Below are 26454 nucleotides of genomic sequence, written 5' to 3' on the forward strand. Positions count from 1 at the left end.
TATGCCCTCAACACTTATCGGCGGAAATGTCTGAAAATTCAGTTAAGACTCAACAGGTTTTAGCTATGGCTGTAACAGCAATATTCGGTTAAGTGCGTATTCTGTAAAGCGGCACTTAAAGTGCAGTCATTGGTATTTTCAGTATTACAAGGGCTCTTTAGACAAGACGCGCCGTGCTTAAGATAAGTTCGAGAAGGCGGGCAGCTTAACGCTGCAGCAAAGTGTGGTCGTGAACGCGCTGAATGATGCCGAGCCGGTATAGATCTTTATCTGTCATAGTCACCAACATAAAGTCTGCATCCTGAGCTGAGCCTGTGGAGATTTAAGGCTAGTTCAGAGACGACATCGGTGAGTTGTTACGTACGACATCAGCGTTTTGGAGTAACAATCTGTGTTGAGGCTGGTTTTAAATATCCGGGTTTTAGCTAAATTGAAATGTCCGTCAGGTCTTGCCAAATATCTCCTGGCTGCGGGTCTGTAAGTCAGCAAGGGCTTCGAGCAAATTATTTTCATCTAAAGAGCGCTGTGACTTCTTCGCCGGGTCTTTTTTCTGTCCTCTGCGACTGGGGGCGCTGCCTGACGGGACCGAGAGTGAACGCGTGCTGTCGCGCTTTTCCTGAACCAGTTTAGCCACAGCCAGCGCGTGTCCCAGCCGCTTATTCTCAACGATGGCGCCCTGGTCGACTTCCGCCAGGCGGTCATAAGCAGAGCAGGGAAGTGCAGTACCATTTGCCCGCAGCTCAATTTTTCCATCCGGATAATGATAAATCTCGATATATTTCCCCATTACCTGACGACTTTTATCATTGTCTTCAAGCATATAAAGCGTTTTATCATACTGGACTGTAAGCGATTTTAAGACGCGCCTTGGCTCGCGCCAGGTGAATATCAGATCCAGATTATCGTCTGCATCAAGTGCCCGATGAACGTTGAAATCATGTCGCGGTTCTTTCGCTAAACGCCGGTTGTAGTCCGCCATGAACTCAGCGGTAAAGGCGTTGGCTGCTTCCGGCGTGCTGATTTTGCGCAGCCGCAGCTCCTTGACCAGCCTGTCCTGAAGCGTCAGATGTGCACGTTCAACACGGCCCTTGGCAGAACTGGTATTGGCACAGATGCCGCTGATGTTCAGCTCGTTCATCGCGCGCCCGAACTGCGTCTGGCCGTCACCGCCAGCCGCATTTTTGTTGGTAATGCGAAAAATGCTGGCTTTGTCGCTGTAGAATGCCAGCGGCATACCGTGCAGCTCCAGATAGCCGCGCGTGGCGTCAAAATAGGTGAACGTGGACTCAGATTTTACGAAGTGGAGCTGCATCAGGCGGCTGGTCGCGTCATCAACGTAGACCAGCAGCGTGCAGGCAGGACCACGTTCCTCAAACCAGCGGTGGTCGCAGCCGTCGATCTGTATCAGCTCGCCAACGCAGGCGCGACGATACCGCGGCTGCTGGATCCTCGGCGCACGAATTTTCCGGGGGATCCAGACTCCGGCTCGTACCATCAGCTGACGCATGGTCTCTTTAGCCAGCACAACGTCATGGAGTTCGGCCAGCTTCTCGCAGGCGAGCGTCGGACCAAAGTCAGCATAATTATCGCTGATGATGCCCAGAGCAAGTTCAGCAAGGCCAGGAACAAGCTGGCGATTACCACGTTTTAGTCGTTACAATCAAAGGGCGTACAATCATAATTATGTTAAATATCAATATGTTGTATGTTTTTATACGCCGGGTATCTGGTCTGGCGCGGACTGGTTGAAGAACAGACTCTTGAACATCCTGTTGTATGGCCAACAAATGGTGGCCTGTGGATTGATTTTGTTGAGGGGTATCGCCTGGTTGCTGCAACGCTCCCCGGTCGCGATGGTTCGTTAGAGATTGGGCAGCGGCAGATTACTTTTGCCTGGTTCGACACGCATCAGGATGAAGTGCTTCGTCGTAAGGGATGTTTAACGACTGAAGGTCACATTGTAGGAACGCTCACGCGTGGATCGATTGATGAACTGGTCAGAGAAGAGCTGGCTACCCTGGCAAACAGAATCTGGCCGAGTGTCTGGGTTGAGGCGGTCGTGACCGGAATACGCTCGGCCAGCATATTAAGCGGGGCGCCGATTGCTGAGTTCAGCCCCTTACGTCTGGCACATGGTGCGATGGCAATCGTGGGTGATGCCGAACACGTGATCTCTCCCATGACAGGGCGCGGTTATTTGACTGGAGTGGACGACGCACGAGTGTTGTCGCACGAACTGGCAAAACTAAAATCAGACGAACCGATTGCGACCGCGCTGGCACGCTACGAAAAAATCCGCCTGCCATACGTACGGGCTCTGGTCAAACACTCCTGTACAATTAGTGCTGAATACCGACGCTATGCTGAGTCTGGTGGTGTTGGTTTTTCTGAAGAGATATAAAAAAGACCGCTGGCAGCAATGCCAGCGGTCTTCAACTCAGTATCGCGTTACTGCGGATCTCAGGAGGAGATACCTGCACCCAGAGCCGGGAAAACATCGCTGAACAGCAGGCCGATAAGTTGCTGGCCGTTCGGTGTTGACCAATCCTGTGCAATTTCAGCCATCAGGGTATTCGTTGCCGTCATCACCACTCCAGCGTCGTGCATGCGCTGGCGTGAAAACTCTTCAGACAAATCGCTTGGTGAACCGGAAGCGTCCATCACAGCCTGCACGTTAAAACCTTCCAGCGCAGCGTCGATTGCCGGGAAAATCAGGCAAACGTCAGTGGTCACGCCGGCCATAATCAGGTTTTTACGACCTGTAGCCAGTACGGCTTCATGGAACGCAGGGTAAGCCCAGGCATTAACTACGCCAGGACGTTTGATACGCGCCGCGTGCTCATCCGGCAGGATTGCAGCGATTTCAGGCAAAATTGGACCCTGAGCGTTTTCTTCCTGGCTGGACGTGATAACGGTTGGCAGGTTCAGAATTTTCGCCATTTTCGCGAGTGCAATCGACTGCTTAGCCGCAAGCTGAGAATCAATGTTTTTAATCAACTGCATGGTGCCGACCTGGTGATCAATCAGCAGTAATGCGGTGTTTTCAGCGGTGAATCTTTCTTGAGCCATGAATGAATCCTCTTAAGTGTGGATCAATTTAAATGTAGTGGATGTGCTGCAAAAAGCACCACATTGCTACTGCCCTCAGGGGCCCTCAGCACAATGTTGCGCGGAGAATCATGCGCCGGATAAACCGGCAGTTTCAGGTCATCAATACTGTAACTATGGTCATCGATTTCAGTAATGCCCGAAATGGGCATCGCAAACAGAATATGGTCTGCAGGGATGGGTACAGTTATCTCTGCATTTGCCTGGATTGAGATATCAAGTAGCGTTACCTGAGTCGGCGGATTCATCGGTGAATGCTTGCCACCAAAGCTGCCCAACGGGATACGAATCGTCACTCCCGCTTGCTTTATGACGGGAACATCCTGGGGTTCGAGCATTAATGGAAATGGATCGATGTCCCGTTTTTCCGGGCTCAGCGCGACAAAGATTTGTAATCCGTGAACCGTTTTCCCCTGCACCGCTGGCACTTCTTCATGAACAATACCTTTTCCTGCCGTTGTCCAGTGAAGCCCCCCCGGTTGAATCAGATTCTGCGTACCGATGGAGTCACGATTAAACATCCCTGTCTCAGAATCGGATAAAATATAAGACACTGCAGACATGCCGCTGTGCTTATGGGGGGGGAAAGTGGGAGCCCCCATCCAGTAATGATCGACGCCAATGTACGGAGAAAATAACGCCTGCTTTCCGCCTGCCCGTAATCCGTAGCTGCGGAAACGACTGTCGTGATTTGCATAGTTAACTCTGGCAATCACAGGGGGTGTCAATGTATTGACGCGAGGGGACAGTGTTTTCACTTTCAGCTCCCTAAATAATAACGTGGGATAATCATCTCTCGTTATGTGCCATCAATAAAGATGCCAAAATGGATTACTTTGTTCCACTGGTGGAGCAATCAGGGAAACTACCGTTGCCCCTTGAATCATTGCTTGATGCAAACGACGAAAAAAAACCGCTCTTTGTAGTAGAGCGGCCTACATCAGGGCCACTGGCCAATAACTGCCTAAAATGACTTGCTACCACTTCTCACGCCATGGCCTGACTTCAGTCTCGAAACTCCAGCCTTTTCTGGGCTGTGTTGTTAAAAAATAGGCAGCCTCAGCCACTGCGTCCGGTTCAACGAACTCATCTTCAGGCCTGTCAGGCATGCTTTCACGGGTTTTTGGCAGATCCACAATCCCATCAATTACCACGATGGAAACGTGTATGCCTTCCGGCCAAAGTTTGCGTGCCATAGATTCAGCCAGACTATGCTGTGCGGCCTTCGCCGGCGCAAAGGCCGCAGTGTTTCCGCCACCACGTCGCGAGGCCGTCGCACCTATAAAGACAATATTACCCTTTTGACTCGCCTTCATTGATGGAATGATTTGCTGCGCACAAAGCAGTGCGCCATAGGCATTAACGCGCCATGACGATTCAAACTGCTCCGGGGTGATGCTTTCAACATCGGAAAACACGCCAGAACCCGCGTTAAAAAGCAGCACATCAACATTTCCCAGCTCGTTGTGGATGGCGGTAAACGCTGCGGCTACGGATGATGGATCACCGACATCACAGGCATAGGCTCGGGCATTAATGATTTCATTTGCCAGTTTCTGGGTTTTTTCAAGGCTGCGCGCCAGTAAGGCAACGACATAACCGGCATCTGAAAAGCGTTTTGCCAGAGCCTGGCCATTACCCTCACCTGCGCCGGCGACAACAGCTACCGGGCGGACATTTTTGTCACTCATGGTCCATTCCTCTATTCATATTTACACATTATTTTATAGTACAAGTTTAGAAAAATTTTTTATTATCTGCGTAAATACATTCTGGAATTATGTTTTCCATAAATGGGATAATTAAAACACACTCTTTGAGATATAATCCTCGTGCCAATTAACCTAAAACTCTTAATGGAATTATTAATTTATATTTACGAATTATTTCATGTTTTCACGCCATGAAAATTTACATCAGGAAGTTTCAATTAGCACTATATCAGCCGGGTTCTTAATCTTGATAGTCAGAGCTGTTTACTTATGTGGTAGTGTTTTAAATGCTATTTACCTTATGCCTTTTTGTTCGTGTTTTATTCGCCTTGTATTTCCCCAGGGGATTCTCCACACAACAGCAATGCCTGAGGGCTTAAGTTCGGCATTAAAATTTATAAACCTGAGGGTCTTTAAGACTATGGTAGTTGCCTCATATATTATAAAGGCGACAGTTCTTATTTTGCGTTACAATCTGGAAATAAGACGAGCATTAGGTCCAATTTTGGTATTGGTAATCATTATCATCTCAATGTCTTTCTATATTCATAATCCTCTCTTGCCAATGTGATATTCATACTAAAAATTCTTGCCACTAGGCTGCGAAAATTCGCAGCCTCATTATCTTATTCCATCACTTAAGATGTTCACGAATAAATTCGATAAATACCTGGACCTTTGCTGGCAATAATCTGGTCTCAGTCAGAGCATAGATGGTGACCGCTTCTGCTTCATAAGGTAACAGTACTCGCGTCAGCACCCCGTTTTTAACATCCTCTGCAACAATAAGTTCAGGTAAAACTGCTACCCCCATCCCCATGGTTGCCAGTCGTCGCATCATTCCAATACTGTTCATCTGAAAGCGCCCAGAAGTCCGGATGCTCTCTTTAAGGTCACCCTGATACAGATGCCATGTTGCTGTCTTTTCCGGTCGCATAATCAGGCATTCATGCTCGGAGAGATCTTGCGGCGTCCCGGGCTCCCCTTTCGTCGCGATATATTGGGGTGAGGCATAAACGTATCGCGGCAACGCCCCCAGTTTCCTTGCAATCAGACCTGAGTCAGGCAGTGTCCCCATGCGGATGGCGAGGTCAAACGGTTCCGACACAAGGTCCACATTTCTGGGCGTGAGGTCGAAATCGAAACTGATACCTGGATATCGCTCAGAGAACTGGCAGATAATGGGGGTCAGAACCACGATGGCAAAATCAGCGGGAAGCGAAATTCTCAGCTGTCCTTCTGGATTTGCCAGCATTGTACCCAGTTGTTCATGCGCCAGCCGGGCTTCATCCACAATACGCCTGCAACGCTCATAGTAAATCTGACCTGCTTCAGTGAGCTCGATTTTACGCGTTGTTCGATGCAGTAACCTTAAACCTATTGTTTTCTCAAGCTCTCCAATTTTGCGCGAAAGCGTAGAGTTGGGCATGCCTAACGATTCCGCAGCACCGCGAAAGCTCTTCGCTTTCACGACCTCAACGAAATAAGACATGTGGTTCAGGAGCTCCATAAAGATTATTCCATCAGTGGAATGTTCAATTCTGATTTTAGCTATTTATTCCATAATTTGTCAGCTTATAATTTTTTCATTCGCACCGAATTAACAAAATCCTTGCGATGTGGTTACACAATACACCTGCATATAATGATTATTAATCAATAGGACATAGAAATGAGCTTTGAAAAATTTACCGCAGAAAATTCCGCCATGCTGTTAATCGATCACCAGGTTGGCACCATGGGATGGGCTAAATCCATGCCATTTGCAGAACTCAAACGCAATTCACTGATGCTGGCTAAATCCGCCGCTATTCTAAATATGCCAGTGGTGCTGACTTCAAGCATGGAAGAGTACGCTCAGGGACCTCTGCTTGAGGAACTGGCAATTATTCTGCCTGTGGCTTTCCAGACCCGAATCAAACGTATGGGCGTGGTTAACGCTATGGATGACGAGGCATTTGCAGCAGCGGTAAAAGCCACTGGCCGCAAGAAACTGATCATTGCAGGCGTCACCAATGATGTCTGCACGGTTTACCCTGCCCTTACTTTAGCTGCTCAGGGTTATGACATTCAGGTTGTTGCGGATGCTGGTGCTTCCCCAACCAAACTGGCCGACGATATTGCACTGCGCCGCATGGATAAAAACGGCATTACGCTGACCAGTACTAATCAGTTAATTGCTGAGCTGGCGGGAAGCTGGGCAACGCCAGAGGGCGAAAAACTGGTCCAGGTCATTATGGAAGCCTTCCAGTAAGTCCGGACCCAAAGTCACTTCAAATCTGGCGTAAGCGACTCAGCCTGATTGACCATTCCCACCAGGCTTGTCGCTACGCAATAAGGAACAACGATGAGTACCATGCAAAAGATTTTACGCAGCAATAAACACCGTCACGGTTCAGGTGGATTTGGTATTGAAATCCTCTGGCCCGGTATGGTTCAGCGCTCTGAAGACAGTGGTATTGGCGGAATTGGTCGCATTGATCATGCCAACGTCAGCCCGGGTACTGTTATTCCGATGCACCCACATAAAGATGATGAAATCCTGACCTACATGCGTAAGGGAAAAATGCTGCACCTTGATACGGTGGGCAATGAGGAAGAAATCTCGAATACACGCCTTATGCTGATGAATGCTGGCCATAGCTTCCAGCATGAGGAGCGCATTTTGGGTGCGAAAGGCGAATTGATGCAGTGCCTGCAGATATTTGTTCGACCGTCTGAAAGCGATCTTGAACCACAGGTGCAGTTCCACAATTTTGGTACACCTTACAGCCAGAGTTCATGGCGACTGATCGCCGGCCCTAAAGAGGCACCATTAACTTTCCGCTCCCAGACATGGCTGCATGATATTCGTCTGAGCAAAGATGAAGAGGCTTCATTACCCAACGTACCCGTTCTGGGCGTGTCCAGAATCCTCTACGTTTTTGAGGGGCGTGCAAAAATCGGTAATGTCGAACTCGAAAGCGGTGAAAGCGTAATCATTAACGATAATGTGGCACACACCCTGAAAGCAGAACAGGATACCGATTTGGTCTTGTTCACCACTGAACCAAAGGCTGACTTTTTCCGTGAAGGCATGTTCAGCGGAAATATTCGTTAAACGTTGATTAAAGCTCATGACGAGTAAACACATCGGGTTAAGTACGCTTCTTGAAGCCAGTTATCTAATTGATAAATTTTTAGAGTGAAATGACATGACGACTCAAAATACAGTTGCAGCGCCAGACATTAAAATTGCTCATCACACCGCCAGCGTTAACGGTGTGCGTCTCCACTATGTCATGGCGGGCTCTGGCGAGCCGCTGGTGTTGCTTCATGGCTGGCCCCAGACCTGGCGTGAATGGAACACCATGATCCCTGAGCTCGCTAAACATTCCACGGTCATTGCTCCGGATATGCGTGGTTTTGGCGATTCAGATAAGCCTGGAAGTGGCTATGATAAACGCACAGTGGCTGAAGACATTTATCAACTAGTAACCCATCTCGGCTTCGACGAAATCAATCTTGTCGGCCACGATATCGGCATGATGGTTGCTTACGAATATGCTTCAGCGCATCCAGGCAAAGTACGAAAGTTAGCCATGCTTGAGGCTGGTTTGCCCGGTCTTGGTCTTGAAATGCTGATGGATGGTGCTAAGTTCCCGCAGTTTTATCACTTTTCGTTCTTTATCGCTCCGGGGCTGGCTGAGTCGTTGGTTGCAGGGCGTGAAAAAATGTTTATTACGCATTTCATTCGCCATCTCTCGTACGATACTTATGCTCTGACCGACGAAGATCTTAATGAATATGCAGAACGTTTGAGCCAGCCAGGCGCACTGCGCGCTAGCTTTGAGCATTATCGCGCCTTCCCGATAGATGCGGTTAACAACCAGGAAAATGCAAAAACTAAACTCACGATGCCGGTGCTGGCAGTGGGTGGCGAATTTTGTATGAATGACCAGGTCGGCGTGATCATGAACGCCCTAGCGGACGATGTGCAAACTGTCGTTATCAAACGCAGCGGTCACTGGCTGACAGAAGAACAGCCGGAAGAGTTAACTGAATCATTGTTAGCGTTTTTTAAATAAATATTAGCAGGAGAACTTAACATGAGCGCACGTGTTTTATTACCGGGCGATGGCCAGATGACCGGCGTGGCCGGGGATATCTACACCATTAAGGCCAGCAGCCGTGATACCAATGGTGCCTACACCATCATGGAAGCCGTCATTCCGGCGCAGAAAGGGCCACCACCACACACTCACTCGCGCGAAGAGGAGTCTTTCTTTGTGCTTGACGGTGAACTGGAATTTTTTGCAGATGGAGAACGAACTGTTGCGGGAGTGGGTGCTTCGGTAACCGTTCCGAAAGGGTCACTCCATTACTTTAAAAATCTGGGCGACACACCGGCGAGAATGTTAATTTTTGCGGTACCTGCAGGTCTGGATGACTACTTTATTGAGGTCAGTCAGCCAGAAGGGACTTTCTCCGAAGCAAACCCTCCAGTTATGGACGAAGACCAAATCCGTAAGATGATTGATCTTGCGCCTAAATACGGTATTGAGATCAAGACGCCAGAACATTAATGGCTACTTGCAAAGGTAGAAGTCAAAGTGAGTTATGGCATAAAAAAACCCTGATTATCAGGGTTTTTTATTGTCCGCGCTAAATAGTCAAGCGAGGCGCGGGTAATCCGTGTAACCCACCTCGGTTCCACCGAAGTAACTGGTGTGATCGGCTGCGTTCATTTCAGCATCAGCCCGCAGGCGCTCTACGAAGTCTGGGTTTGCCAGAACCATCTGGCCATAAGACTCAAGATCTGCCAGACCTGATGCAATGTCATTCCCAATTTTAGAACGATCCTGACCCGGGCGATTAACAATCAGCGTTTGCGTCCACAGGCCGCGAATGTCAGCCAGCAACTGTTCATTGCCAAGATGCATAACATGCACATAGGCAATTCCCAGCTTATTCAGTTCTGCGACCAGATAACGATACAATGCAGGCCCTTGCTCACCCTCATCAATCCCCCACATGAGGGTACCCGGCGAAAGGCGAATACCCGTTCTCTCAGCGCCAATCTCGTCTGATACGGCTTTAACAACTTCAATGGCAAAACGGGCACGGTTTTCAATTGACCCGCCGTACTGATCGGTGCGGGTATTTGCACTTGGTGCCAGGAACTGCTGGATTAGGTACGCATTCGCACCGTGGATCTCAACGCCGTCTGCGCCAGCTTTGATAGCTGCACGAGCAGCGAGACGGAAGTCATTTACCGTATTAAGCACTTCTTCAGTCGTAAGCGCACGTGGTACAGGAATGTCCTGCATGCCAGTGGGAGTGAAGATTGGCGTTTCGGGTGAAATGGCAGAGGGCGCGACAGCCTGTCGGTGGTGAGGGGTATTATCCGGATGAGACATGCGACCCGCATGCATTAACTGGATAAAGATGTGGCCACCTTTATTATGAACGGCAGTGGTCACTTGCTTCCAGCCTGCAACATGCGCATCAGTATAAATGCCAGGCGTCATCAGATAACCCTGACCATCATCAGAAGGTTGCGTACCTTCAGCAATAATTAACCCGATGCTGGCGCGCTGTTCATAGTACTCAGCAATCAGTTTGCCGGGCGTACCATCGTAGTCAGCACGACTGCGCGTCATCGGGGCCATCACCAGATGATTTGAAAGCGTGTAAGGCCCCATTTTAGCAGGGGTGAAAATTTTGCTCATTGACTCTTTCCTGTAATTAATGGCTTAACAGCCAGCGGGTGGATATTAATTGCTATTGGGAAGCATCATTCGATTGAATATGCATCAGATTAAAACTGCAGTAATAATCCTTGAAATTTTCAGTTGAATATACGGAATAAAATGGAAATCATCATTCCAAAAATGGAACAATGCGTATGGGAAATTAATAATAAAGCAGAGGGTTTACGTAGTAATGCTTGCAGATTCAATCGGGTCTGATTACTGGTAAAATCTCTATTTAGGGAAATGAGCTATTTTTCATTTCTATAGTTGACTTATTTAGCCGAGGAATGGAGTGTCATATTTAGTGAAACATTCTATTGCTATTTGACAAAGGGAGGTAATGAGTGAAATCACCTCCTTTTGTGTAAGTTTAATAATTTATCGTGCCAAATCACCACCATCGACCGGAATGATAGTCCCTGTAACGAAAGCACCTAAATCTGATGCTGCAAATAAAACCACGCGGGCGATATCGTCCGGAAGGCCAAGCCGGCCTAATGGCAGACCCTGCGCATATTGGACAAGCGCTTCAGTAACTGCGTCTCCCTCAGCGCGTTTTGAATTAACTCCCGGCGTTTCAGTCAGAGTTGGCGCAACGCCAACGGTTCTGATCCCTTTAGGTCCCAATTCTACAGCCAGGCTTTTCGTTAATCCCGCTACAGCGTGTTTTGATGCGACGTAATGCGCTGGATTAGCGCCGTTACTCGAGTTAAACGCCGCTGTGGATACGATATTGATAATTACGCCCTTATTAGGTTCCATCCGTAAAGCGGCTTCTCTGGCACCAAAGAAGGTTCCTCGCACGTTGATGTCCAGAACCCTCGCCCACTCTTCGTCACCAATTTCGAGAACTTTGCGAGAAGGATAGATACCTGCATTATTCACCCAGATATCAAGCCTGCCGGTTTCGTCTATCGCTTTTTGCGCTAGCGCCGTAACCGATGCGTGGTCGTTGACGTCAAGGCTCGCTCCGAGATGTTTACCGCCCAATGATGTCAGTTCTTCAGCCGTCTTCTGCGCTTGTTCTGTATTCAGATCACCGATGACTACATTGGCCCCGGCTTCAGCCAAACGTAGCGCAATAGCGCGACCAATTCCAATTGCGCCGCCGGTCACCACTGCGGTACGTCCGCTTAAAGAAATTAATTCGTTAAGTGAATTTTTTGACACGTCTATGTACGTCATATTCTCTCCTATTAACGCTAAATTAGTCAGACAGGTAGCCGCTGTGGTGAGTGAACAAGAATTCAGAAACGTCGAATCACGCATCGTTCAGAATAAAAAAATTTAGTTCAAAGCCATCATTCACAACGAATTGACCCTATTTTTAATCTCAATCGCTTTAACAGTACTATTCAATCAATAATTTAAGACCACTCGGTCCAATACTAACTAAAATCTCCCCACTGTATTAAGACTAACAACAATTAGAAAACTGCTGGTAGCTTAGGTTTGGAGGTTAATTCTATGTAGCTAAAATAAATCCTAATCATTTTGGTCCAATCGGTCCATAACTTTTAGTTGTTCCTCTTTAGCAAAAGTTGCTTTCCTTGTTCACTTATCTACTCAGGGTTGACATACACGAACCTAAAAAATCTTTTTAAACAGATAATTAATACGCATTATCGTGCGATTTATGGACCCTTTGTTCCACTACACTTACACTATCTGCTGATGATAAGGAGAACCTGATGGCACGTCCTCGTGAATTTGATGAACAGGAAGTATCACTAAAAGCCATGCACGTCTTTTGGGACAAAGGCTACGAAGCAACTTCATTGAAGGATCTGCTTGAAGCAACGGGACTTAGTAAGAGCAGTTTGTATGACACCTTTGGCAGCAAACGCGGCCTGTTTCTTGTTTCTTTTGAACTATTCCGACAAGAACGTATGCGTTCCTTAAAAGCCCATCTGGAAAGCAAGGCGAATGCCTTTGATTCAATTGAATCCTTTTTCCGGCTTGTTTTGGCTCATGCGCATCATGAAGAACCTATTGGTTGCATGAGTTGTAATGAAGCTATTGAACTGGGACCCCATGATGAAGAAGTGCAAAAACTGATAGCGAAAGACTTTCAGGGGATCGAAGATGCGCTTGTCGCGGCTATTGAAAGAGGCAAAATGGATGGTTCGATCCCCCTCTCCAAAGATTCACGTATGCATGGCAGAGCGCTCACAGTTACCTATCAGGGACTTCAGGTGATGGCGCGATCACGCTCAGTTAAAGAAAGGCTCAATGATGCCCTGACCGTTGTGCTTGAAGCACTGAAAAAATAACGCGAGTAATGCATTCCGCTATCAAAGCAGCGTGCATTTTCTGCAGACTTTATACAAGCTGCATATCGGTCAACTGACGGAGCGGATGAGTCAGTCTGAATCAAAGCACTTCAGCTAGGCTTTATGCGTCGACAGTAAAATGCTGGTCTCAGTATTATAAATACCTTCTACGCGACGGATCCGCCCGAGTATCCGGTCAAAATTCTCCAGAGTGTCAGCGCGCAGCTCAACCAGCAAATCCCATTTCCCATTTGTACTGTGCAGGGTATATACGGCCGGATCGCTGCGCAATTGCTTAACAATAGACAGTGCCTTCGTCCCCTCTACCGCGACATTCATCCACGCTCGAATGCGGTTGTGCTCTACACCCGGCTTCACTTTTATCGTGTACCCGGTAATTGTGCCGTCCTGTTCCAGCGCTTCCATACGCTTTTGCACTGTAGCTCGCGAAACTTTCATCTGGCTGGCTAGTTCTGTCACGGACATACGTGCATTTTCGCGAAGCAGCGCAATCAAATGTTGATCTGTCAGGTTCATAGCAAAGTGATTTTATTTGTTATCAATTTGCTCATTATTGGCACATTTTGTCCAAATCAACAACTTACTCGAGTCAATTTGCTTTTACATAATGATGTTTTATGACAACAGTGAGAATTTTACATGACCCGTTTCGTTGATATCGAAGACATGCGCCAGCTGGTAAGTTTATCCGGAGTAGCAAAATTTATTAGCCGGCTGGTTGACTATATTGAAGACGACTTCCGTCGTTGGGCAAAATTTGACAAAACTCCGCGCATTGCAAGCCACTCAGAAATTGGGGTGATTGAGTTGATGCCAACGGCAGATTCAGAGCTTTACGGCTTTAAATATGTCAACGGGCATCCACAAAACGCATTACATAACCAGCTTACTGTGATGGCATTCGGCGCACTTGCAAAGACGTCAACAGGCTATCCGATCCTTCTCAGTGAGTTCACACTCGCTACGGCATTGCGCACTGCAGCCACCTCGGTACTCGCCGCCAGATATTTGATGCGTAATGATGCCCGACATATGGCGGTTATCGGCAATGGCGCGCAAAGTGAATTTCAAATCATCGGTTTCCATGAAGTGCTGGGTTTAACCGATTTCTGGCTATATGACGTTGACAATGCTGCAACCGAAAAGCTGATGGGCAACCTCAATGCCTATCCCGGCATTCGTCTTCATTACTGCCGATCGATTGAGGAGGCGTTAGCACAAGCAGATGTAATTACCACTATTACGGCTGACAAAACCAACGCTACGATCATCTCCTCCGGGCAGGTGAGACCAGGTGTTCACCTCAATGCGGTGGGAGGGGACTGTCCGGGTAAAACTGAACTGGACGCGAAGATTCTTCATCATGCAGAGGTGTATGTCGAGTTCACGCCTCAGTCCCGTATTGAAGGTGAAATTCAGCAGATGCCTGCAGACTTCGCAGTGACGGAATTATGGCAGGTGATCAATGGTTTCCGACCCGGCCGTAGTAGCAGTGAAGCCGTTACGGTTTTTGACTCCGTCGGTTTCGCTATAGAGGACTTTTCGGCCCTTCGTCTGATCAATGATATTGCCACTCAACATAACATTGGTCGCGATATTGCGCTGGTACCTTCACCGAAAAATCCTCGGGATCTTTACAGCCTGCTGGTTCGCCCGGAGTAAGTACGCGATGCAAACAGCTCAAACAGTCATGATGGTGCGCCCCGCCGCCTTTCATGCCAATCCTGAAACACTGGCAAGTAATGCTTTTCAAAAACCCATAGCGGCCGTCAGTGATGTCGCCGAACAAGCTCGTGCTGCTTTTGATGGCTATGTGTCAGCCCTGCGTCACGCCGGAGTTGAAGTACGGGTGATTGATGATAGCGCTGAGAGTAAAACGCCAGACTCACTCTTTCCTAACAACTGGATAGCCATGCTGGAAGACGGCTCTATTTATACCTTTCCCATGGAAGCGCAAAACCGTCGCCGTGAACGCCGCATGGATATCATTGCCGACCTCACGAAGGACTACGAGGTCATCCGACGTATCGATTTATCGGTATTTGAAGCACGCGATCTGTATCTGGAAGGCACCGGGTCTCTGATTCTGGACCACGACAGCCGTATCGCCTATGCCTGCCGTTCATCACGCAGTTCTGAAGAAGCAGGACGCGAATTTGAACGTCTTTCCGGATATAGCATTCACTGGTTTAACGCACGTGATCGGCATCTACATCCGATTTATCACACCAACGTGATGATGAGTGTAGGATCACGATTTGCCATCATCTGCCTTGAGTCGCTGGCATCGAAACCCGAACGGCTGCGGCTCATCAAACAGCTCGAGCGGACGGGTAAAGCAATCATTGATGTGACTCTTTCTCAAATGGAGGCTTTTACCTGCAACGTGCTGGAAGTCCGAAATCAAAGCGGTCATCCCGTCTATGCCATGTCGACTCGTGCATGGGCCGCGTTTACGCCAGCACAGCAGGCTCTCATATCTGGCTACGCCACGTTGGCACTTGCCCCTATTGATATCATCGAAGATCTCGGTGGTGGTGGCGCACGCTGTATGGTGGCTGAGATCTTTCTGGCAAAGAAGATGGCCTTTTCCTGAAACAATGAACAATTAGCCCGGCACCTGAGCCGGGCATTTGCTGTTTTGGAATGATGATTCAGCGTATTTCAAAACATATCAAAACCGGAGTGAATTATGCAGAATAATAAAACCCCGGCCTGCCTGACTCAGGCCCCTGCCGAAAGCCGCGCACTCTCCAAGCAGCTGGATAATCGGCATATACAGTTGATCGCCATAGGGGGTGCAATTGGCACCGGCCTTTTCATGGGATCCGGTAAAACCATCAACCTATCCGGCTCATCAATCATTCTCACCTATACCATTATTGGCTTTTTTTTGTTCTTTGTGATGCGGGCCCTTGGGGAATTGCTGCTCTCCAATTCTCATTACAACTCCTTTGCCGATTTTGCAGGTGAATATCTGGGTCCTTGGGCTGGTTTTTTTATTGGCTGGACCTACTGGCTTAGCTGGGTGTTGGCCTGTATCGGCGATGTTGTGGTCATTGGCGGCTATATGCAGTTTTGGTTTCCAGGGCTGTCGCTGTGGATTCCGGCTTTTGCCGCACTCACGCTGATGCTTTTAATGAATATGCTGTCGGTGAGGCTATTCGGCGAGATGGAGTTCTGGTTCTCCATAATCAAGGTGATGGCGATTGTCGCGCTGCTCATCGCTGGATTTACGATGGTGCTGTACGGGTATACATCTCCACAGGGGACTAAAGCGTCTTTTCAGCATCTTACCGAGAGAGGAACGATACTACCGCATGGTATGTCGGGTTTTATCGCGGGATTCCAGATTGCGCTTTTCTCATTTGTCGGTATTGAGCTGATTGGTGTTGCTGCGGCAGAAACCAAGGATCCGGAGACCAACCTGCCCCGTGCTATCAACGCTATCCCGATCCGCGTTCTTTTGTTTTACGTGTTATCGCTGGTATGCATTATTTCTGTCTCTTCATGGCATCACATTTCGCCAGACAGCAGCCCCTTTGTCGGGCTTTTTTCTCTTGCTGGTTTGCCGGCGGCGGCGGCCGTGGTCAATTTTGTAGTATTAACCTCTGCCCTATCCTCAGCGAACAGTGGCGTTTTCTCTACCAGTCGCATGTTATTTGGTTTGGCTAAAGAGAATGCGGCACCGCGCGCACTCGGTAAGCTTTCGTCACTTAATATACCGCTGCGGGGCCTGATGCTATCGGGACTGTGCATGTTCTGCGGGGCTGCTTTGCTATTTATTGTTCCCAGCGTGATGGCGGTGTTCACTCTTCTCTCGACGCTGTCAGCCATTCTCCTGATTTTTATATGGAGCATGATCCTGTTATCCTGGCTGGCTTATCGTAAGCAGCGTCCGGATTTCCAGCGCCACAGCCGATATCGTCTGCCGGGCGGCGCAATCATGGCGTGGTCCTGTTTGATATTTTTCATGCTGATGCTTATCGCTATGACGTTGAAGCCAGATACCCGCGCGGGGCTGATGATTGCGCCATTATGGTTTCTCTGGCTGTTGATAGTGTGGCGTACTCAACGCGCGGGCATTGCCCGTAAAGTCTTAAAAATACAAACGGATTAGCAGCTGTGGCAAGGCGGAGTAACCAGAACCGCCTTGTATCAGTACCAATTAGTAAAATTTACCGGCAAATACTGAGGGTAGGGATGAGTGTTGTGATAGAAGCTATGCAGGGATGACCACGAGACCCAGCGGCTTGTGGAGAAACAGTTGAATAAGGATGTCCGCAGATTAAGTAGGGATCATGAATGGTGGAAGGCTAGTCCACATTGATAAGGCTAAGTATCCAACAGGTTGTATTTTTACTCAATGTTAACTTTTGTCTTTCAGGAAGCCAGAAATATTCAATCATCTATTTGTGCTTTGATCTTAGCTTTATCAATAATTGAAAGCACTTCGATAACTCTACCGTTTTCACTTCATAGAAGATCTTTTCAGTAAAAGAGATATGCCACTATGTCTGCTTCATGCTCATAGCTGTCTTCCTGCTCGTCAGTAGCGTCACAGGGATAAATGGCTAATATTTTCAGGGTTAACAGGGGGCTTGTTTTCTGACATACCCGATTATTTCCTTAACTTATTACTGGTAGAATTCTATTCAATCCATTGAGTTGAAGGGCATTACACGTTCATAAAACTTCGGCTGCCGTGCATTGAAATGATTCGAATATTCAGGAGCCAGAAAGAATATCCATATATCTATAGACAATAGATGAAATCAATGGTGATAGGACGTGCAGTATCTTGCTTAATTACGTCAGGGAAAAGGGCTGGAAAAACAGCATGCGGAAGCAGCTGAAGCAGTTTGAAAAAAAGGTAGTGGATGGTATAAAAAAAATTTATGCCGGGGCTATTTGTCCGGTAAAAGTAAATACAACTAATGGTATCGCTTAGCTCGATTTTACCCGGTCAGGTATGAACAAAACCTGAATGACGAAGATCCCTTTCTCGCTCCTAGCGTACTATAGCCACATCAGATTTTGCCAAGCCAAACCCATTTTGGAATTCTCAAGCGACTTATGGGCATACCTAAATGCCATAGGGTAAATAGCGCCTGAAAACGCCTAATGTCATCACCTATATGTCATGGATATAATTGTCATGACCTAAATGTCATGTGTTAGTTCATCCTTAGAGCGTTCTTATGCTGATTTGATGTCGAAGATGTTAACAGCATGACGGTATAACATTTTGCAGGTGTCATCCGACGATTAAGCTATGAACAGATCAAATAACGCGCTTAGCGTAGGATAATTTCCGTTTTCCAAGCGGCCCCCTGGAAGAAAAGAATAGTCGCTGGCGAGCGCGTAGTATAACCGAGCCTGATTTAATACAACTATTTTTTATCTTACATATCAACTGGGTACAAAAATACGCAAAATACTTATTATGTTAAATGAAGTATCTAAACGCGCACTCAAATCACTATCAGCTCACCACCTTCACCAATAATCTGTAACCCGCGATAATCCTAGCGACGGACTGTTGAACTAACATTATTTTACCGGATGTCACAGGATAATTTCTTTTTCGTCTGACCAGGCCATGGCATCCACAATACCAGACCACGCTACCGGCCTCGCCAGCGGATAATTAATTATGTTCATACCATTAATGAGGTATACATCACAGGTTTTTGCAGACGCGTCCACTTTAATAATGCGCACCGTTTTCCGGGCAAGCCGCTGCCATTCTCTGCGATCTCCGATATTTATCCAGTTTTCAGGGATTGCTGCTCTGATATTTTTCTCACCGTCTGACAATGTCATCTCTCTTTCAAGCTGGCTGATTTCAGCCGACAGCGCTTTTGCCCGCATGCTCAGCTCGGCCACATCCTGTGCGTGTTCAATGGCCGTAATGATGTTCTGTAGCCTGCCGGACAGCTCATCTCTTCGTGATGCCATAACCGACAGCCGGTCCGCCTCAGACTGTTGGGTAAACATACCGGATGCTCCTTTTAACAGGCCTGATATGAGAAAATGATCGGTTAGATCCCGGCGGAGATAGGCCGACTGACAACGGTTTTCCCGGCGCATGGCGCAGACATAGTGGCCGTAACCTTTCGCCGAGATGCCGGACAGAATAATGGAGTGGCCGCACTGTTTACAGCGCATCAGGCTTCTGAATATGTTTATAAGGTAAGGATTGAAATTACTGTCTTTCCTGCTTTCAGGCTCAAAATTTATCAGCTGGGCGCGCTCAAAATCTTCTTTCTCAATTATTACAGGGTAATAGCCGGGAATTTCGTTAACGCCGGAGACGATGAGGTGCCGGGAAGACTGCAAGACCCCGATCACGGATTTCTTCTTAATCAGGCGCTCGACAGAAGCAGAATGCCACTGGGAGGCTTTGCCTTTGAGGTTCTCAATGCCTCTTTCATTAAGCTCGCGACTGATTCTTCCGTAAGACAGCCCATCCAGGCGTAAGCGAAAAATCTGCCGTATAACCTCTGCCCGGTCTTCCAGTACGTCAAAACCGTCGCGCGCGTCATTAACCCTGAGCCAGTAAGGGCATTTGGTCGTCATCACGCGGCCGCTCTGCGCCGCTTCCCTGCGTTTCTCAGCCCACGCCGCGCGCATACGCTTTGACTTAATCTCGCTTTCTTCATTCGCACGTTGAGCGATCAGGATAGCCCTGATGATGGCGAAGGGATCGTCTAGCGAATCACGAGTATAATGCGTGCTGTCGCTGAGGGTCACGACATCGATCCCAGCCTTGAGAATTGCGTGTAGCCGACCGGTTGCATCGCCGATTTTTTCGCGCGACAACCTGTCCAGACTTTCGATAAGCAGCACGCTGCCGCTTTCTATGAGGTTACGCTGCACTGCCTCCATGAACGCGGAAAAGGCGCCCCGGGCAGCATGCTCACCGCGCCAGGCACTGAGGCCGAGGTCCTCAAACGTCACCGGATCGAGGTAGTAGTCAGTGTGTTGTTTCAGCCATTCATCAATTAGTCTTTTCTGCCTGCGGACGGAGTCGCCCTGAAGCTGTGTCAGTGAGGAAAAACGCAGATAGGCAATCGCCCTTTTCATAACGATCTCCACAGCGAGCATTAATATGTGAGGGCATCTGCATGCAAGATTGCCGTTCTGTTGTGTTGAGATACGCATAAGGTCATCAGAAGCAATATAGCAAAACTTTAGGCCGGAAATGCTTGGTGAGTTCAATTTCTGGATTTTTTCAGTCCTATAGCGGCCTTAGTTACCCATTAGACTTAGGTCATAGCTGAGCTACGAGTAGATTTCAAAACGTCAATCGGCTCCCGGCAGGTAAGAGCATACTTAACAGAAATATCCTGAATTTTGCTTAAGGAGAGTATCAGCCTCATGAAGTTGTTGCTGGTGCCTTATGTTCGGCGGACAGCATTATCAGCGATAAAGTGGCAAAGGAAATCGGAAAATAATTGTACTATTTTCTTATTTGAGACATTTTAATAGTTGATGAGGTATTGTTTCGTCTGTTTACCTGCGTCGAAATACTTAAGTAACTTTTTCCGCATGCCATACTGGCCATCCTAAAGACCGATAATTCACTGTTAGCGGCAGAGGTACATTAGCGGACTTATTGAGATGATGAGCCCGGCCAGCTAGTGCGAAGATGGATTGGAGTGGTTGATATCTTAGACTGCATAGTAATACCACCTTGGATGAGGTTTTTGAGGCATTATAGTCGATAAGGCTGAATAATTCCGTGAAACTGATAACTTATTGCTGAGCCAGCGCGTTTTGTGGATAAATATACATATCTTGAATTCGCCTGATGAATTAATTGGAATTTATACATGAAAATTGAATTTATTACTGATAGTTCCGGTAAACGTAAAGCGGCAATCGTACCCATTGAATTATTCGAAAAACTCATCAGCGACAACTGGCTTCCTGAACTATGGGATTCAGTCCCTCACCCGGCAGGTCTTAATGAGGAATCGAAGGTTCCTGGCATAGTAATGAACATCTCAATTGAAAAAGGCGTCACACTTCGAGCTGCGTGGCGTCTTTACCGCAATCTAACTCAGTTACAGGTTGCTGAGGCGATGGGTATTACACAGGCTACTGTTTCGGCGATCGAAAGAGGGTCAAAACCTCACTTTTCTACTATTGTAAAGCTGGCCGCGTTGTACGGTTGTGTGCCAGCGCAGTTAACAGATGAATGAGGTAATATGGTACCCGCGCCATCTGCAGGCGTTAAAAGCGAGCTGAAATAACGACTTTGCTACAATGGCTAAGTACACATAATATTAATTATGGAATAAGATCAATAGCTTATAAGGAGTGCTAAATTATAATTATGCAAAGCACTTACAACATCTTATTTTATTCTTAACTTTTACTGTTTTCTTTAGAGACCAAGAGGCTATTAATTATTATAATAGATTAAAATTATTTAAAGGTTTAAGCCACACGATATTGTGGCTTAAATGAGGGCTATCTATATGGTTGACGCTTACTTGAGGACTTAAAGTTCTGTCTTTTTGCACTTCTCATCACACGTTGCTTTTCACTATCAAAATTATCAAGTGCCTTATGAGAAAACATTTCGTCTTGAGGCATGCCTAAAGAATAAATATCTCTTTCACGTAATTCCTCTAAGTGAATGTATTGGATGAACTTTTCAACCCTCTCTAAACGAACTTCAACTCTTTTAATTCTGTCCCTGCTAGTGAAATAATGATACTCTTTTCTAGCTGCTTCAGTTAAATAATTACTCGTTTCCTCATCGAATATTCCACAGTCTGTGCATATAAGATCAAGGTATGTAAAGTAATATGCTAGTTCCTTGAGCATATACATACCATAGTTTGTTATTTTTATCCTATCAACAGATTCAGAGAAAGTATCTAACCTATTATTTGACTCTACAAAACCATGACGTAGAAGGACATCCAAGTTTTTAATAAAGTCATCTTGCATACTGAAAGTTTCAGTGAAGTAAGCTACTAACTCAGCCACTGAAAAATAGGATGGAGAAGTAGGATCTTCTCCTTTTGCTAATTTTCTCAGGATGCGCAATCCCGTAAAATGTGAGCTATTTCTTGATGATCTTAATTGAAAAATGTTTGGAATATCGCTTAAAGATTCATCGTAAAAATAACGGTCCGGAGTCATTACAGGTTTTATAACTTGATGAATCATGAAATTCCATGATTTGTTAGCAATCATTTCATCAACATTTGTGTAGCCGGATAATGAAAAACTTCTAAATAAATCGAGTGAGAGTCTAATATCACCATGTGCACATGCAGTTAAAAAGTTATTGAGTGGGGAGCGATCATTTGAGAATTCCCTACTTAATATTTTGAGATACATGGCGCTGTCTTGAATAAATTGATTATCATTATCACTAAAATACGCGTCATCTTCATCTAAGTCCTGAGTGACATGTATATTGCTTTCAAGTAAATGTACAGTATAATCTAACCTTCGTTTGAAAACCTCGGAGGGCTTAGGGGAGCTTATATGAAATCCTGAATTTTGATAAGCATCTAATACCCCATGAATTTTTGAATCATAGAATCTTTCTTCTCGCATGGAGATAAGAACTATGCATTTAAGTTTCTCGGAAATCTCTTGGGCACATGAAAAGCAAAAATCTTGTATCTCTGTTGAGTATTGATCAGTATTATCAATTACGATAATAGTGCCTCTTTCTAACTTTGAAAGATGCTCCACTAATCTTGAAGCGCAATATGTTGAATCATTTTTCCAATCCGAGATAAAAGAATTTAATTTTATATTGTAATTTTCAGACGTTTCGCTAAGCCCAGCAAGATTCTGTTTTTTAGCAGTGATAAATTTATCATGAAATAAACTATTTATTAATATTTCTCTGTCTGAGTTCAGTAAGTCATCTTTATCAAGTTTCTTAATTATTTCATTCCAAATATATGTCCTAATGAGAGACGTGTCTTCTGGTATTTTCAGTAAGTCGATAATGGCTATCGCAGCATGGTCTTTTAGCCATCGAGGAGCATTATGATGAAGCAGCCTTTTGATGAAGGTAGATTTCCCTGCACCCTTCCCTCCAAACAGAACCAGAACCTCACCTTTACGATTTTTTTTAATATTTTTTGTGAGGCGCCCTCCTAAACGACCACCTTTACCCGTATCATCAAGTTGCTGAACACCATAACTTTCAAAATAAGGAGACAGAGAATCTTGGATCAACACCCTCATGCCATCTGAAGTGCCTTGGTATTCACGTTGAGATACATAACATCTTTCCATAAAATCAGTGTCATCATCCTTAATTACACCGAAATATCTATTTATAATTGGTCGTAGTTTAATGGCCAACCTGTTAACATTTATTGTGTGAGAATATGATGATATTTTTTCTTTTGGAAAGAAGATACTTCTATCCTTGGGAAGGGCACTGCTTAAAAAGGATGGAAGTGAGGCGCGCTCATTAATTGCTACGAATGATAAATTATTGATTGCTTTTGTATATTCCTTCGAAAAGAAATCAAGGTTTCTCACTACAAATGCTTTAAGGGTCTCCCATCTTTTTCCCTTTTCAAAAGTTTTGAAAAATATCCATTCTAATCCATTGGTAATACATGCATATTCACAGCCTGTATCAAAACAATATCTTCTTACCTGATTCATAGCAGAGCGAATGTTCTCATTGCTTAACAATTTCGCTATGCTGATATAACATGATGTCTCTTCATCAGAATGCGCTAGCGGCAATTCAAAAAAAACGCCAGTTTTCTTTGCTTCTATAAATAATAGATCTTCGTCATTTGTTTTCTTCAAAACATAATCAGCAAACCCCGGTGCAATATATTCTTCGACAGAAACTCTATTTCTTGGCCACGAAAGATAATCATGTAATATAAAATCAATGATTTTATGTCGTGTTTCAGCCTCATTTTCATCTCTCATTAGGCTATGTTTTTTTATATCTTTCAGCGATTCAAGGATGTCATCTAATTTAGTATTTTTCAATTCACTACACTCCCAGTTGAGAATTGTCTTTTTAACTCAATGCATTAGCAAGGTTTAAGAATAATCTTATGTTGGTGTATTATCAAGTTTTTAGTAGCATTGTTACACTTCGTGTTTTTTAATAAATTTATGAAATATAGATTCATTTCTCATGAAAATAATTAAAATTCAATTGCATAGTCTAGTAAGCCATTTAGTCACCTAAATTTCACCTTGATAATTTAAGAATTTATAAGGTGAAAAAAATCCCTAAGCCAATTCATTTAAGTTGTAACAACCAGCAGTTTATAGCCCTGTATAATTATGTTTATAACGCATCATCCTGTCATGGTCTAATGCTTCATCCAAAAATATTGATTGTTAATCACAAATCTTCCTAACTTCATATAATGGGAGTTATACGAACCCTCACGGCTCGATACCTGTCCTCCGAATCGAACACTCGCTCATACCTCTAACCTTGTATAATTATCTTTATATAAGTCCAGACAAACTCGGCAATCCCCTGTATCATGCGGATCCGGGCCGGATCGTGAGCTTTGCAGTCATTTATACAATACGGCTAGAACCGAACGCTGCGCTGTTGATTGAGGCCGGTCGTAAGCGGTTAAAACTCCGGCATCGCTACGTAAAATCTGGCGGGCATCTGCCCTGCTTTTTCTTCAGAATTCACGTAGCGCTGCCGTCAGCAAAACGGGTAAATACTGAGCAGACATGAACGACATCTCCGGTTTTACCGGCGTGGCCCTTAGCGGCAGCGCCGGTGACGATCTCACCGCGAAGCTGGCCGCCTTTGTCCGGCACAGGGAGGCCTTCTCGCCTAACACGTGGCGCCAGCTGCTCAGCGTGATGCGGATCTGCTGGCGCTGGTCGCAGGAAAACCGGCGAACGTTTCTGCCGATGTCGCCGGAGGACATGCAGGACTACCTGTTTCACCTGCAGGGCATCGGCCGCTCAACATCTACCATCTCGGTACACGCTGCGCTTATCTCGATGTTACACCGTAACGCCGGGCTGGTACCCCCGACTGTTTCACCTGACGTTATTCGTGCAAAAAAGAAAATCAATCGTACGGCCATCGTCTCCGGCGAGCGCACCGGGCAGGCGGTGCCCTTTTGCCGGCCGGATCTGAATCGTCTCGATGCGGCTTGGAAGCATTCGCCCCGGCTTCAGCACCTGCGGGACCTCGCCTTCATGCACGTGGCATACGGTACGTTGCTGCGTATGAGTGAATTATCCCGCCTGCGGGTGCGGGACATTTCACGGGCGGCCGACGGTCGCATCATCCTCGATGTGGGCTGGACAAAGACCATCCTGCAGTCGGGTGGGATTGTTAAGGCGCTCAGCACGCGCTCTTCTGAACGGCTGATGGAATGGATTAACGCAGCCGGTCTAGCTGGCGAACCCGACGCGGTACTGTTCTGCCCAGTCCACCGGTCAAACAAAGTAACCACCTTCTCAACCGTGCCCATGAGTGCCCCGTGTCTGGAGGATGTCTGGCGCCGTGCAAGACATCAGGCGGGTGCTAGGACTCCACTGAAAACAAACAAGGGACGCTATTCCAGCTGGAGTGGTCACAGCGCTCGCGTCGGTGCTGCGCAGGATATGGCCAGGAATGGGATTTCGATTGCGCAGATCATGCAGGAAGGAACTTGGACGCAGACCCAGACGGTTATGCGATATATCCGTATGGTAGAAGCTCACCGGGGCGCAATGGTCGGACTCATGGAAAGTGATGACGATTAGCTTAATTTCTGCGGTAGGCAGCCTAAGCGTTATCCTTGACACCCTGAATGAAGGCCTTCGACTGGGCAGTTTATAGCCTCCCCCGCAATTGGGTTTTCATTATTCTGATTTGACACCAGGTAATGTAGCAAAGGCGTTGTTTTGTCAGGTTCCCGCTTCCACCCTGCGCGCGTTAAAAGCGTATCTAATGCCATCAGATCAGAGGTAACACGTGCTGATAGCTTCTGTATCTGGCATCCGCTTTCATCGAAACCAGTGTCGAGATTGAGGCGTTTGAGATAGAGTCTAGGCTCTCTGGGGCTTATCCGGACAGCGTGCCGCCCTTCCCATACATTTTCGCTGAGCACGGCATAATTAATGCCGGTCATCTTAATAGCATGCATGACATGCTGCAGACGAAAGAGGTCATTCTGTTCCAGCAGATCGCCCTTACTGGCTCGCCAGAGATACTCCATCTTTCCGGGAAGATCGGCCCGCATTCCTTTTTCACGCCCTTCTTTCTGTAGCCAGCGTATGTCATCGGCCAGTTCACGTTTGAACAGGCGTTTCTTTTCAGCTGTAGCCAGCCATCGGCAAAGAAAGAGATTCTCCTGAGCGGGAGAATTAACCGTTCCCGCTTTTCGTGCCATATTGAGTGCTATGAGACCGCACCATGCAAGATGTTCAGCGTTAGGATTTGAAGTATCCATATGATATTTAGATTTGAGTTTAATCGTGTGCAACCTGTTCAGGGATGGTTGCCCGGGCTATAACCGCTTCGGTTATAAACTGACTGACTATATTTTGTTTCATTTCTGCACATTATCGCTCCCGTATTTAAACAGATACCCTTAGGCGACAATGCAATTTTAATAC

At 46.5% G+C, this 26454-nt stretch carries 21 protein-coding genes and 1 pseudogene; 11 read left to right on the top strand and 11 right to left on the bottom strand.

Annotated elements, in window-relative coordinates; translation table 11 throughout:
- Positions 1 to 442 precede the first annotated feature (442 nt).
- A pseudogene (locus WFL93_RS22740) lies at positions 443 to 1645 on the bottom strand (ISNCY family transposase); the annotation flags it as partial.
- A 60-nt stretch (positions 1646 to 1705) separates the two neighbouring features.
- On the opposite strand from WFL93_RS22740, the gene WFL93_RS22745 reads away from it, so the two are divergent.
- Positions 1706 to 2401, top strand: coding sequence for an FAD binding domain-containing protein (locus WFL93_RS22745; protein WP_336779084.1), 696 nt, complete (start codon positions 1706 to 1708; stop codon positions 2399 to 2401).
- Between the two features lie 59 nt (positions 2402 to 2460).
- Here the strand turns inward: WFL93_RS22745 and WFL93_RS22750 are convergent, their stop codons facing one another.
- The 4 genes from WFL93_RS22750 to WFL93_RS22765 form a co-directional block, all read right to left on the bottom strand.
- Positions 2461 to 3069 carry an isochorismatase family protein gene (locus WFL93_RS22750; protein ID WP_336779085.1) on the bottom strand — a complete coding sequence of 203 codons (609 nt, stop codon included), beginning with the start codon at positions 3067 to 3069 and terminating at the stop codon, positions 2461 to 2463.
- Between the two features lie 23 nt (positions 3070 to 3092).
- Positions 3093 to 3866: a pirin family protein gene (locus WFL93_RS22755; RefSeq protein ID WP_336779086.1), complete on the bottom strand. Its 774-nt coding sequence runs from the start codon at positions 3864 to 3866 to the stop codon at positions 3093 to 3095.
- A 219-nt stretch (positions 3867 to 4085) separates the two neighbouring features.
- Positions 4086 to 4799, bottom strand: coding sequence for an SDR family NAD(P)-dependent oxidoreductase (locus WFL93_RS22760; RefSeq protein WP_336779087.1), 714 nt, complete (start codon positions 4797 to 4799; stop codon positions 4086 to 4088).
- Positions 4800 to 5454: 655 nt separating this feature from the next.
- On the bottom strand, positions 5455 to 6312 hold the full coding sequence (locus tag WFL93_RS22765; RefSeq protein ID WP_336779088.1) for a LysR family transcriptional regulator: 858 nt from the start codon (positions 6310 to 6312) through the stop codon (positions 5455 to 5457).
- A gap of 180 nt (positions 6313 to 6492) precedes the next feature.
- Here WFL93_RS22765 and WFL93_RS22770 point away from each other — a divergent pair, with 180 nt between their 5' ends.
- The 4 genes from WFL93_RS22770 to WFL93_RS22785 all read left to right on the top strand — a co-directional run bounded on the left by WFL93_RS22770 (position 6493) and on the right by WFL93_RS22785 (position 9385).
- On the top strand, positions 6493 to 7074 hold the full coding sequence (locus WFL93_RS22770) for an isochorismatase family protein (RefSeq protein WP_336779089.1): 582 nt from the start codon (positions 6493 to 6495) through the stop codon (positions 7072 to 7074).
- A gap of 93 nt (positions 7075 to 7167) precedes the next feature.
- Positions 7168 to 7920, top strand: coding sequence for a pirin family protein (locus tag WFL93_RS22775; RefSeq protein ID WP_336779090.1), 753 nt, complete (start codon positions 7168 to 7170; stop codon positions 7918 to 7920).
- A 94-nt stretch (positions 7921 to 8014) separates the two neighbouring features.
- Positions 8015 to 8887, top strand: a complete 873-nt coding sequence (locus tag WFL93_RS22780) for an alpha/beta fold hydrolase (protein WP_336779091.1) — start codon at positions 8015 to 8017, stop codon at positions 8885 to 8887.
- A 21-nt stretch (positions 8888 to 8908) separates the two neighbouring features.
- Complete coding sequence (locus WFL93_RS22785) at positions 8909 to 9385, top strand: cupin domain-containing protein (protein ID WP_336779092.1); 477 nt, start codon at positions 8909 to 8911, stop codon at positions 9383 to 9385.
- Between the two features lie 87 nt (positions 9386 to 9472).
- Here WFL93_RS22785 and WFL93_RS22790 read toward each other — a convergent pair whose 3' ends face one another.
- Together WFL93_RS22790 and WFL93_RS22795 are read right to left on the bottom strand one after the other, a co-directional pair.
- Entirely contained in the window at positions 9473 to 10531 is a 1059-nt protein-coding gene (locus WFL93_RS22790; RefSeq protein ID WP_336779093.1) for an alkene reductase, read from the bottom strand.
- Between the two features lie 402 nt (positions 10532 to 10933).
- On the bottom strand, positions 10934 to 11740 hold the full coding sequence (locus WFL93_RS22795) for an SDR family NAD(P)-dependent oxidoreductase (protein ID WP_336779094.1): 807 nt from the start codon (positions 11738 to 11740) through the stop codon (positions 10934 to 10936).
- Between the two features lie 506 nt (positions 11741 to 12246).
- Between WFL93_RS22795 and WFL93_RS22800 the strand changes: the two genes are divergently transcribed.
- The gene (locus WFL93_RS22800) at positions 12247 to 12828 is read left to right on the top strand and encodes a TetR/AcrR family transcriptional regulator (protein ID WP_336779095.1); all 582 of its coding nucleotides are present in this window, start codon (positions 12247 to 12249) and stop codon (positions 12826 to 12828) included.
- Positions 12829 to 12942: 114 nt separating this feature from the next.
- Here the strand turns inward: WFL93_RS22800 and WFL93_RS22805 are convergent, their stop codons facing one another.
- Positions 12943 to 13365, bottom strand: coding sequence for an Lrp/AsnC family transcriptional regulator (locus WFL93_RS22805; RefSeq protein WP_336779096.1), 423 nt, complete (start codon positions 13363 to 13365; stop codon positions 12943 to 12945).
- A 123-nt stretch (positions 13366 to 13488) separates the two neighbouring features.
- Between WFL93_RS22805 and WFL93_RS22810 the strand changes: the two genes are divergently transcribed.
- The 3 genes from WFL93_RS22810 to WFL93_RS22820 all read left to right on the top strand — a co-directional run bounded on the left by WFL93_RS22810 (position 13489) and on the right by WFL93_RS22820 (position 16969).
- Positions 13489 to 14511, top strand: a complete 1023-nt coding sequence (locus tag WFL93_RS22810; protein ID WP_336779097.1) for an ornithine cyclodeaminase — start codon at positions 13489 to 13491, stop codon at positions 14509 to 14511.
- Positions 14512 to 14518: 7 nt separating this feature from the next.
- Positions 14519 to 15445, top strand: coding sequence for a citrulline utilization hydrolase CtlX (ctlX, locus tag WFL93_RS22815; protein WP_336779098.1), 927 nt, complete (start codon positions 14519 to 14521; stop codon positions 15443 to 15445).
- 93 nt (positions 15446 to 15538) lie between these two features.
- Positions 15539 to 16969, top strand: coding sequence for an amino acid permease (locus WFL93_RS22820; protein WP_442955906.1), 1431 nt, complete (start codon positions 15539 to 15541; stop codon positions 16967 to 16969).
- A gap of 1448 nt (positions 16970 to 18417) precedes the next feature.
- Here the strand turns inward: WFL93_RS22820 and WFL93_RS22825 are convergent.
- Positions 18418 to 19938 (bottom strand): recombinase family protein, encoded by a 1521-nt coding sequence (locus WFL93_RS22825; protein ID WP_336779100.1) that lies wholly within the window; start codon positions 19936 to 19938, stop codon positions 18418 to 18420.
- Positions 19939 to 20687: 749 nt separating this feature from the next.
- Between WFL93_RS22825 and WFL93_RS22830 the strand changes: the two genes are divergently transcribed.
- Complete coding sequence (locus WFL93_RS22830; protein WP_049852802.1) at positions 20688 to 21059, top strand: helix-turn-helix domain-containing protein; 372 nt, start codon at positions 20688 to 20690, stop codon at positions 21057 to 21059.
- A gap of 271 nt (positions 21060 to 21330) precedes the next feature.
- On the opposite strand, the gene WFL93_RS22835 is transcribed toward WFL93_RS22830, so the two are convergent.
- Positions 21331 to 23853 carry a hypothetical protein gene (locus WFL93_RS22835; protein WP_336779101.1) on the bottom strand — a complete coding sequence of 841 codons (2523 nt, stop codon included), beginning with the start codon at positions 23851 to 23853 and terminating at the stop codon, positions 21331 to 21333.
- 714 nt (positions 23854 to 24567) lie between these two features.
- Between WFL93_RS22835 and WFL93_RS22840 the strand changes: the two genes are divergently transcribed.
- Entirely contained in the window at positions 24568 to 25599 is a 1032-nt protein-coding gene (locus tag WFL93_RS22840; protein ID WP_049852800.1) for a tyrosine-type recombinase/integrase, read from the top strand.
- Positions 25600 to 25628: 29 nt separating this feature from the next.
- Here WFL93_RS22840 and WFL93_RS22845 read toward each other — a convergent pair whose 3' ends face one another.
- Positions 25629 to 26321 carry a DUF2913 family protein gene (locus WFL93_RS22845; RefSeq protein ID WP_336779102.1) on the bottom strand — a complete coding sequence of 231 codons (693 nt, stop codon included), beginning with the start codon at positions 26319 to 26321 and terminating at the stop codon, positions 25629 to 25631.
- Positions 26322 to 26454 lie beyond the last annotated feature (133 nt).

The sequence above is a fragment of the Pantoea sp. USHLN256 genome, assembly GCF_037149875.1.
GTDB classification, from domain to species: Bacteria; Pseudomonadota; Gammaproteobacteria; order Enterobacterales; family Enterobacteriaceae; genus Pantoea; species Pantoea nemavictus.

Excerpts from the sequence above, each read along its gene's own strand:
- WFL93_RS22840 (WP_049852800.1), top strand. The coding sequence starts at position 24,568 with ATGAACGACATCTCCGGTTTTACCGGCGTGGCCCTTAGCGGCAGCGCC.
- ctlX (WP_336779098.1), top strand. The coding sequence starts at position 14,519 with ATGCAAACAGCTCAAACAGTCATGATGGTGCGCCCCGCCGCCTTTCAT.
- WFL93_RS22770 (WP_336779089.1), top strand. The coding sequence starts at position 6,493 with ATGAGCTTTGAAAAATTTACCGCAGAAAATTCCGCCATGCTGTTAATC.
- WFL93_RS22790 (WP_336779093.1), bottom strand. The coding sequence starts at position 10,531 with ATGAGCAAAATTTTCACCCCTGCTAAAATGGGGCCTTACACGCTTTCA.
- WFL93_RS22825 (WP_336779100.1), bottom strand. The coding sequence starts at position 19,938 with ATGAAAAGGGCGATTGCCTATCTGCGTTTTTCCTCACTGACACAGCTT.
- WFL93_RS22775 (WP_336779090.1), top strand. The coding sequence starts at position 7,168 with ATGAGTACCATGCAAAAGATTTTACGCAGCAATAAACACCGTCACGGT.
- WFL93_RS22745 (WP_336779084.1), top strand. The coding sequence starts at position 1,706 with ATGTTTTTATACGCCGGGTATCTGGTCTGGCGCGGACTGGTTGAAGAA.
- WFL93_RS22805 (WP_336779096.1), bottom strand. The coding sequence starts at position 13,365 with ATGAACCTGACAGATCAACATTTGATTGCGCTGCTTCGCGAAAATGCA.
- WFL93_RS22785 (WP_336779092.1), top strand. The coding sequence starts at position 8,909 with ATGAGCGCACGTGTTTTATTACCGGGCGATGGCCAGATGACCGGCGTG.
- WFL93_RS22795 (WP_336779094.1), bottom strand. The coding sequence starts at position 11,740 with ATGACGTACATAGACGTGTCAAAAAATTCACTTAACGAATTAATTTCT.
- WFL93_RS22780 (WP_336779091.1), top strand. The coding sequence starts at position 8,015 with ATGACGACTCAAAATACAGTTGCAGCGCCAGACATTAAAATTGCTCAT.
- WFL93_RS22760 (WP_336779087.1), bottom strand. The coding sequence starts at position 4,799 with ATGAGTGACAAAAATGTCCGCCCGGTAGCTGTTGTCGCCGGCGCAGGT.
- WFL93_RS22810 (WP_336779097.1), top strand. The coding sequence starts at position 13,489 with ATGACCCGTTTCGTTGATATCGAAGACATGCGCCAGCTGGTAAGTTTA.
- WFL93_RS22750 (WP_336779085.1), bottom strand. The coding sequence starts at position 3,069 with ATGGCTCAAGAAAGATTCACCGCTGAAAACACCGCATTACTGCTGATT.
- WFL93_RS22830 (WP_049852802.1), top strand. The coding sequence starts at position 20,688 with ATGAAAATTGAATTTATTACTGATAGTTCCGGTAAACGTAAAGCGGCA.
- WFL93_RS22800 (WP_336779095.1), top strand. The coding sequence starts at position 12,247 with ATGGCACGTCCTCGTGAATTTGATGAACAGGAAGTATCACTAAAAGCC.
- WFL93_RS22765 (WP_336779088.1), bottom strand. The coding sequence starts at position 6,312 with ATGTCTTATTTCGTTGAGGTCGTGAAAGCGAAGAGCTTTCGCGGTGCT.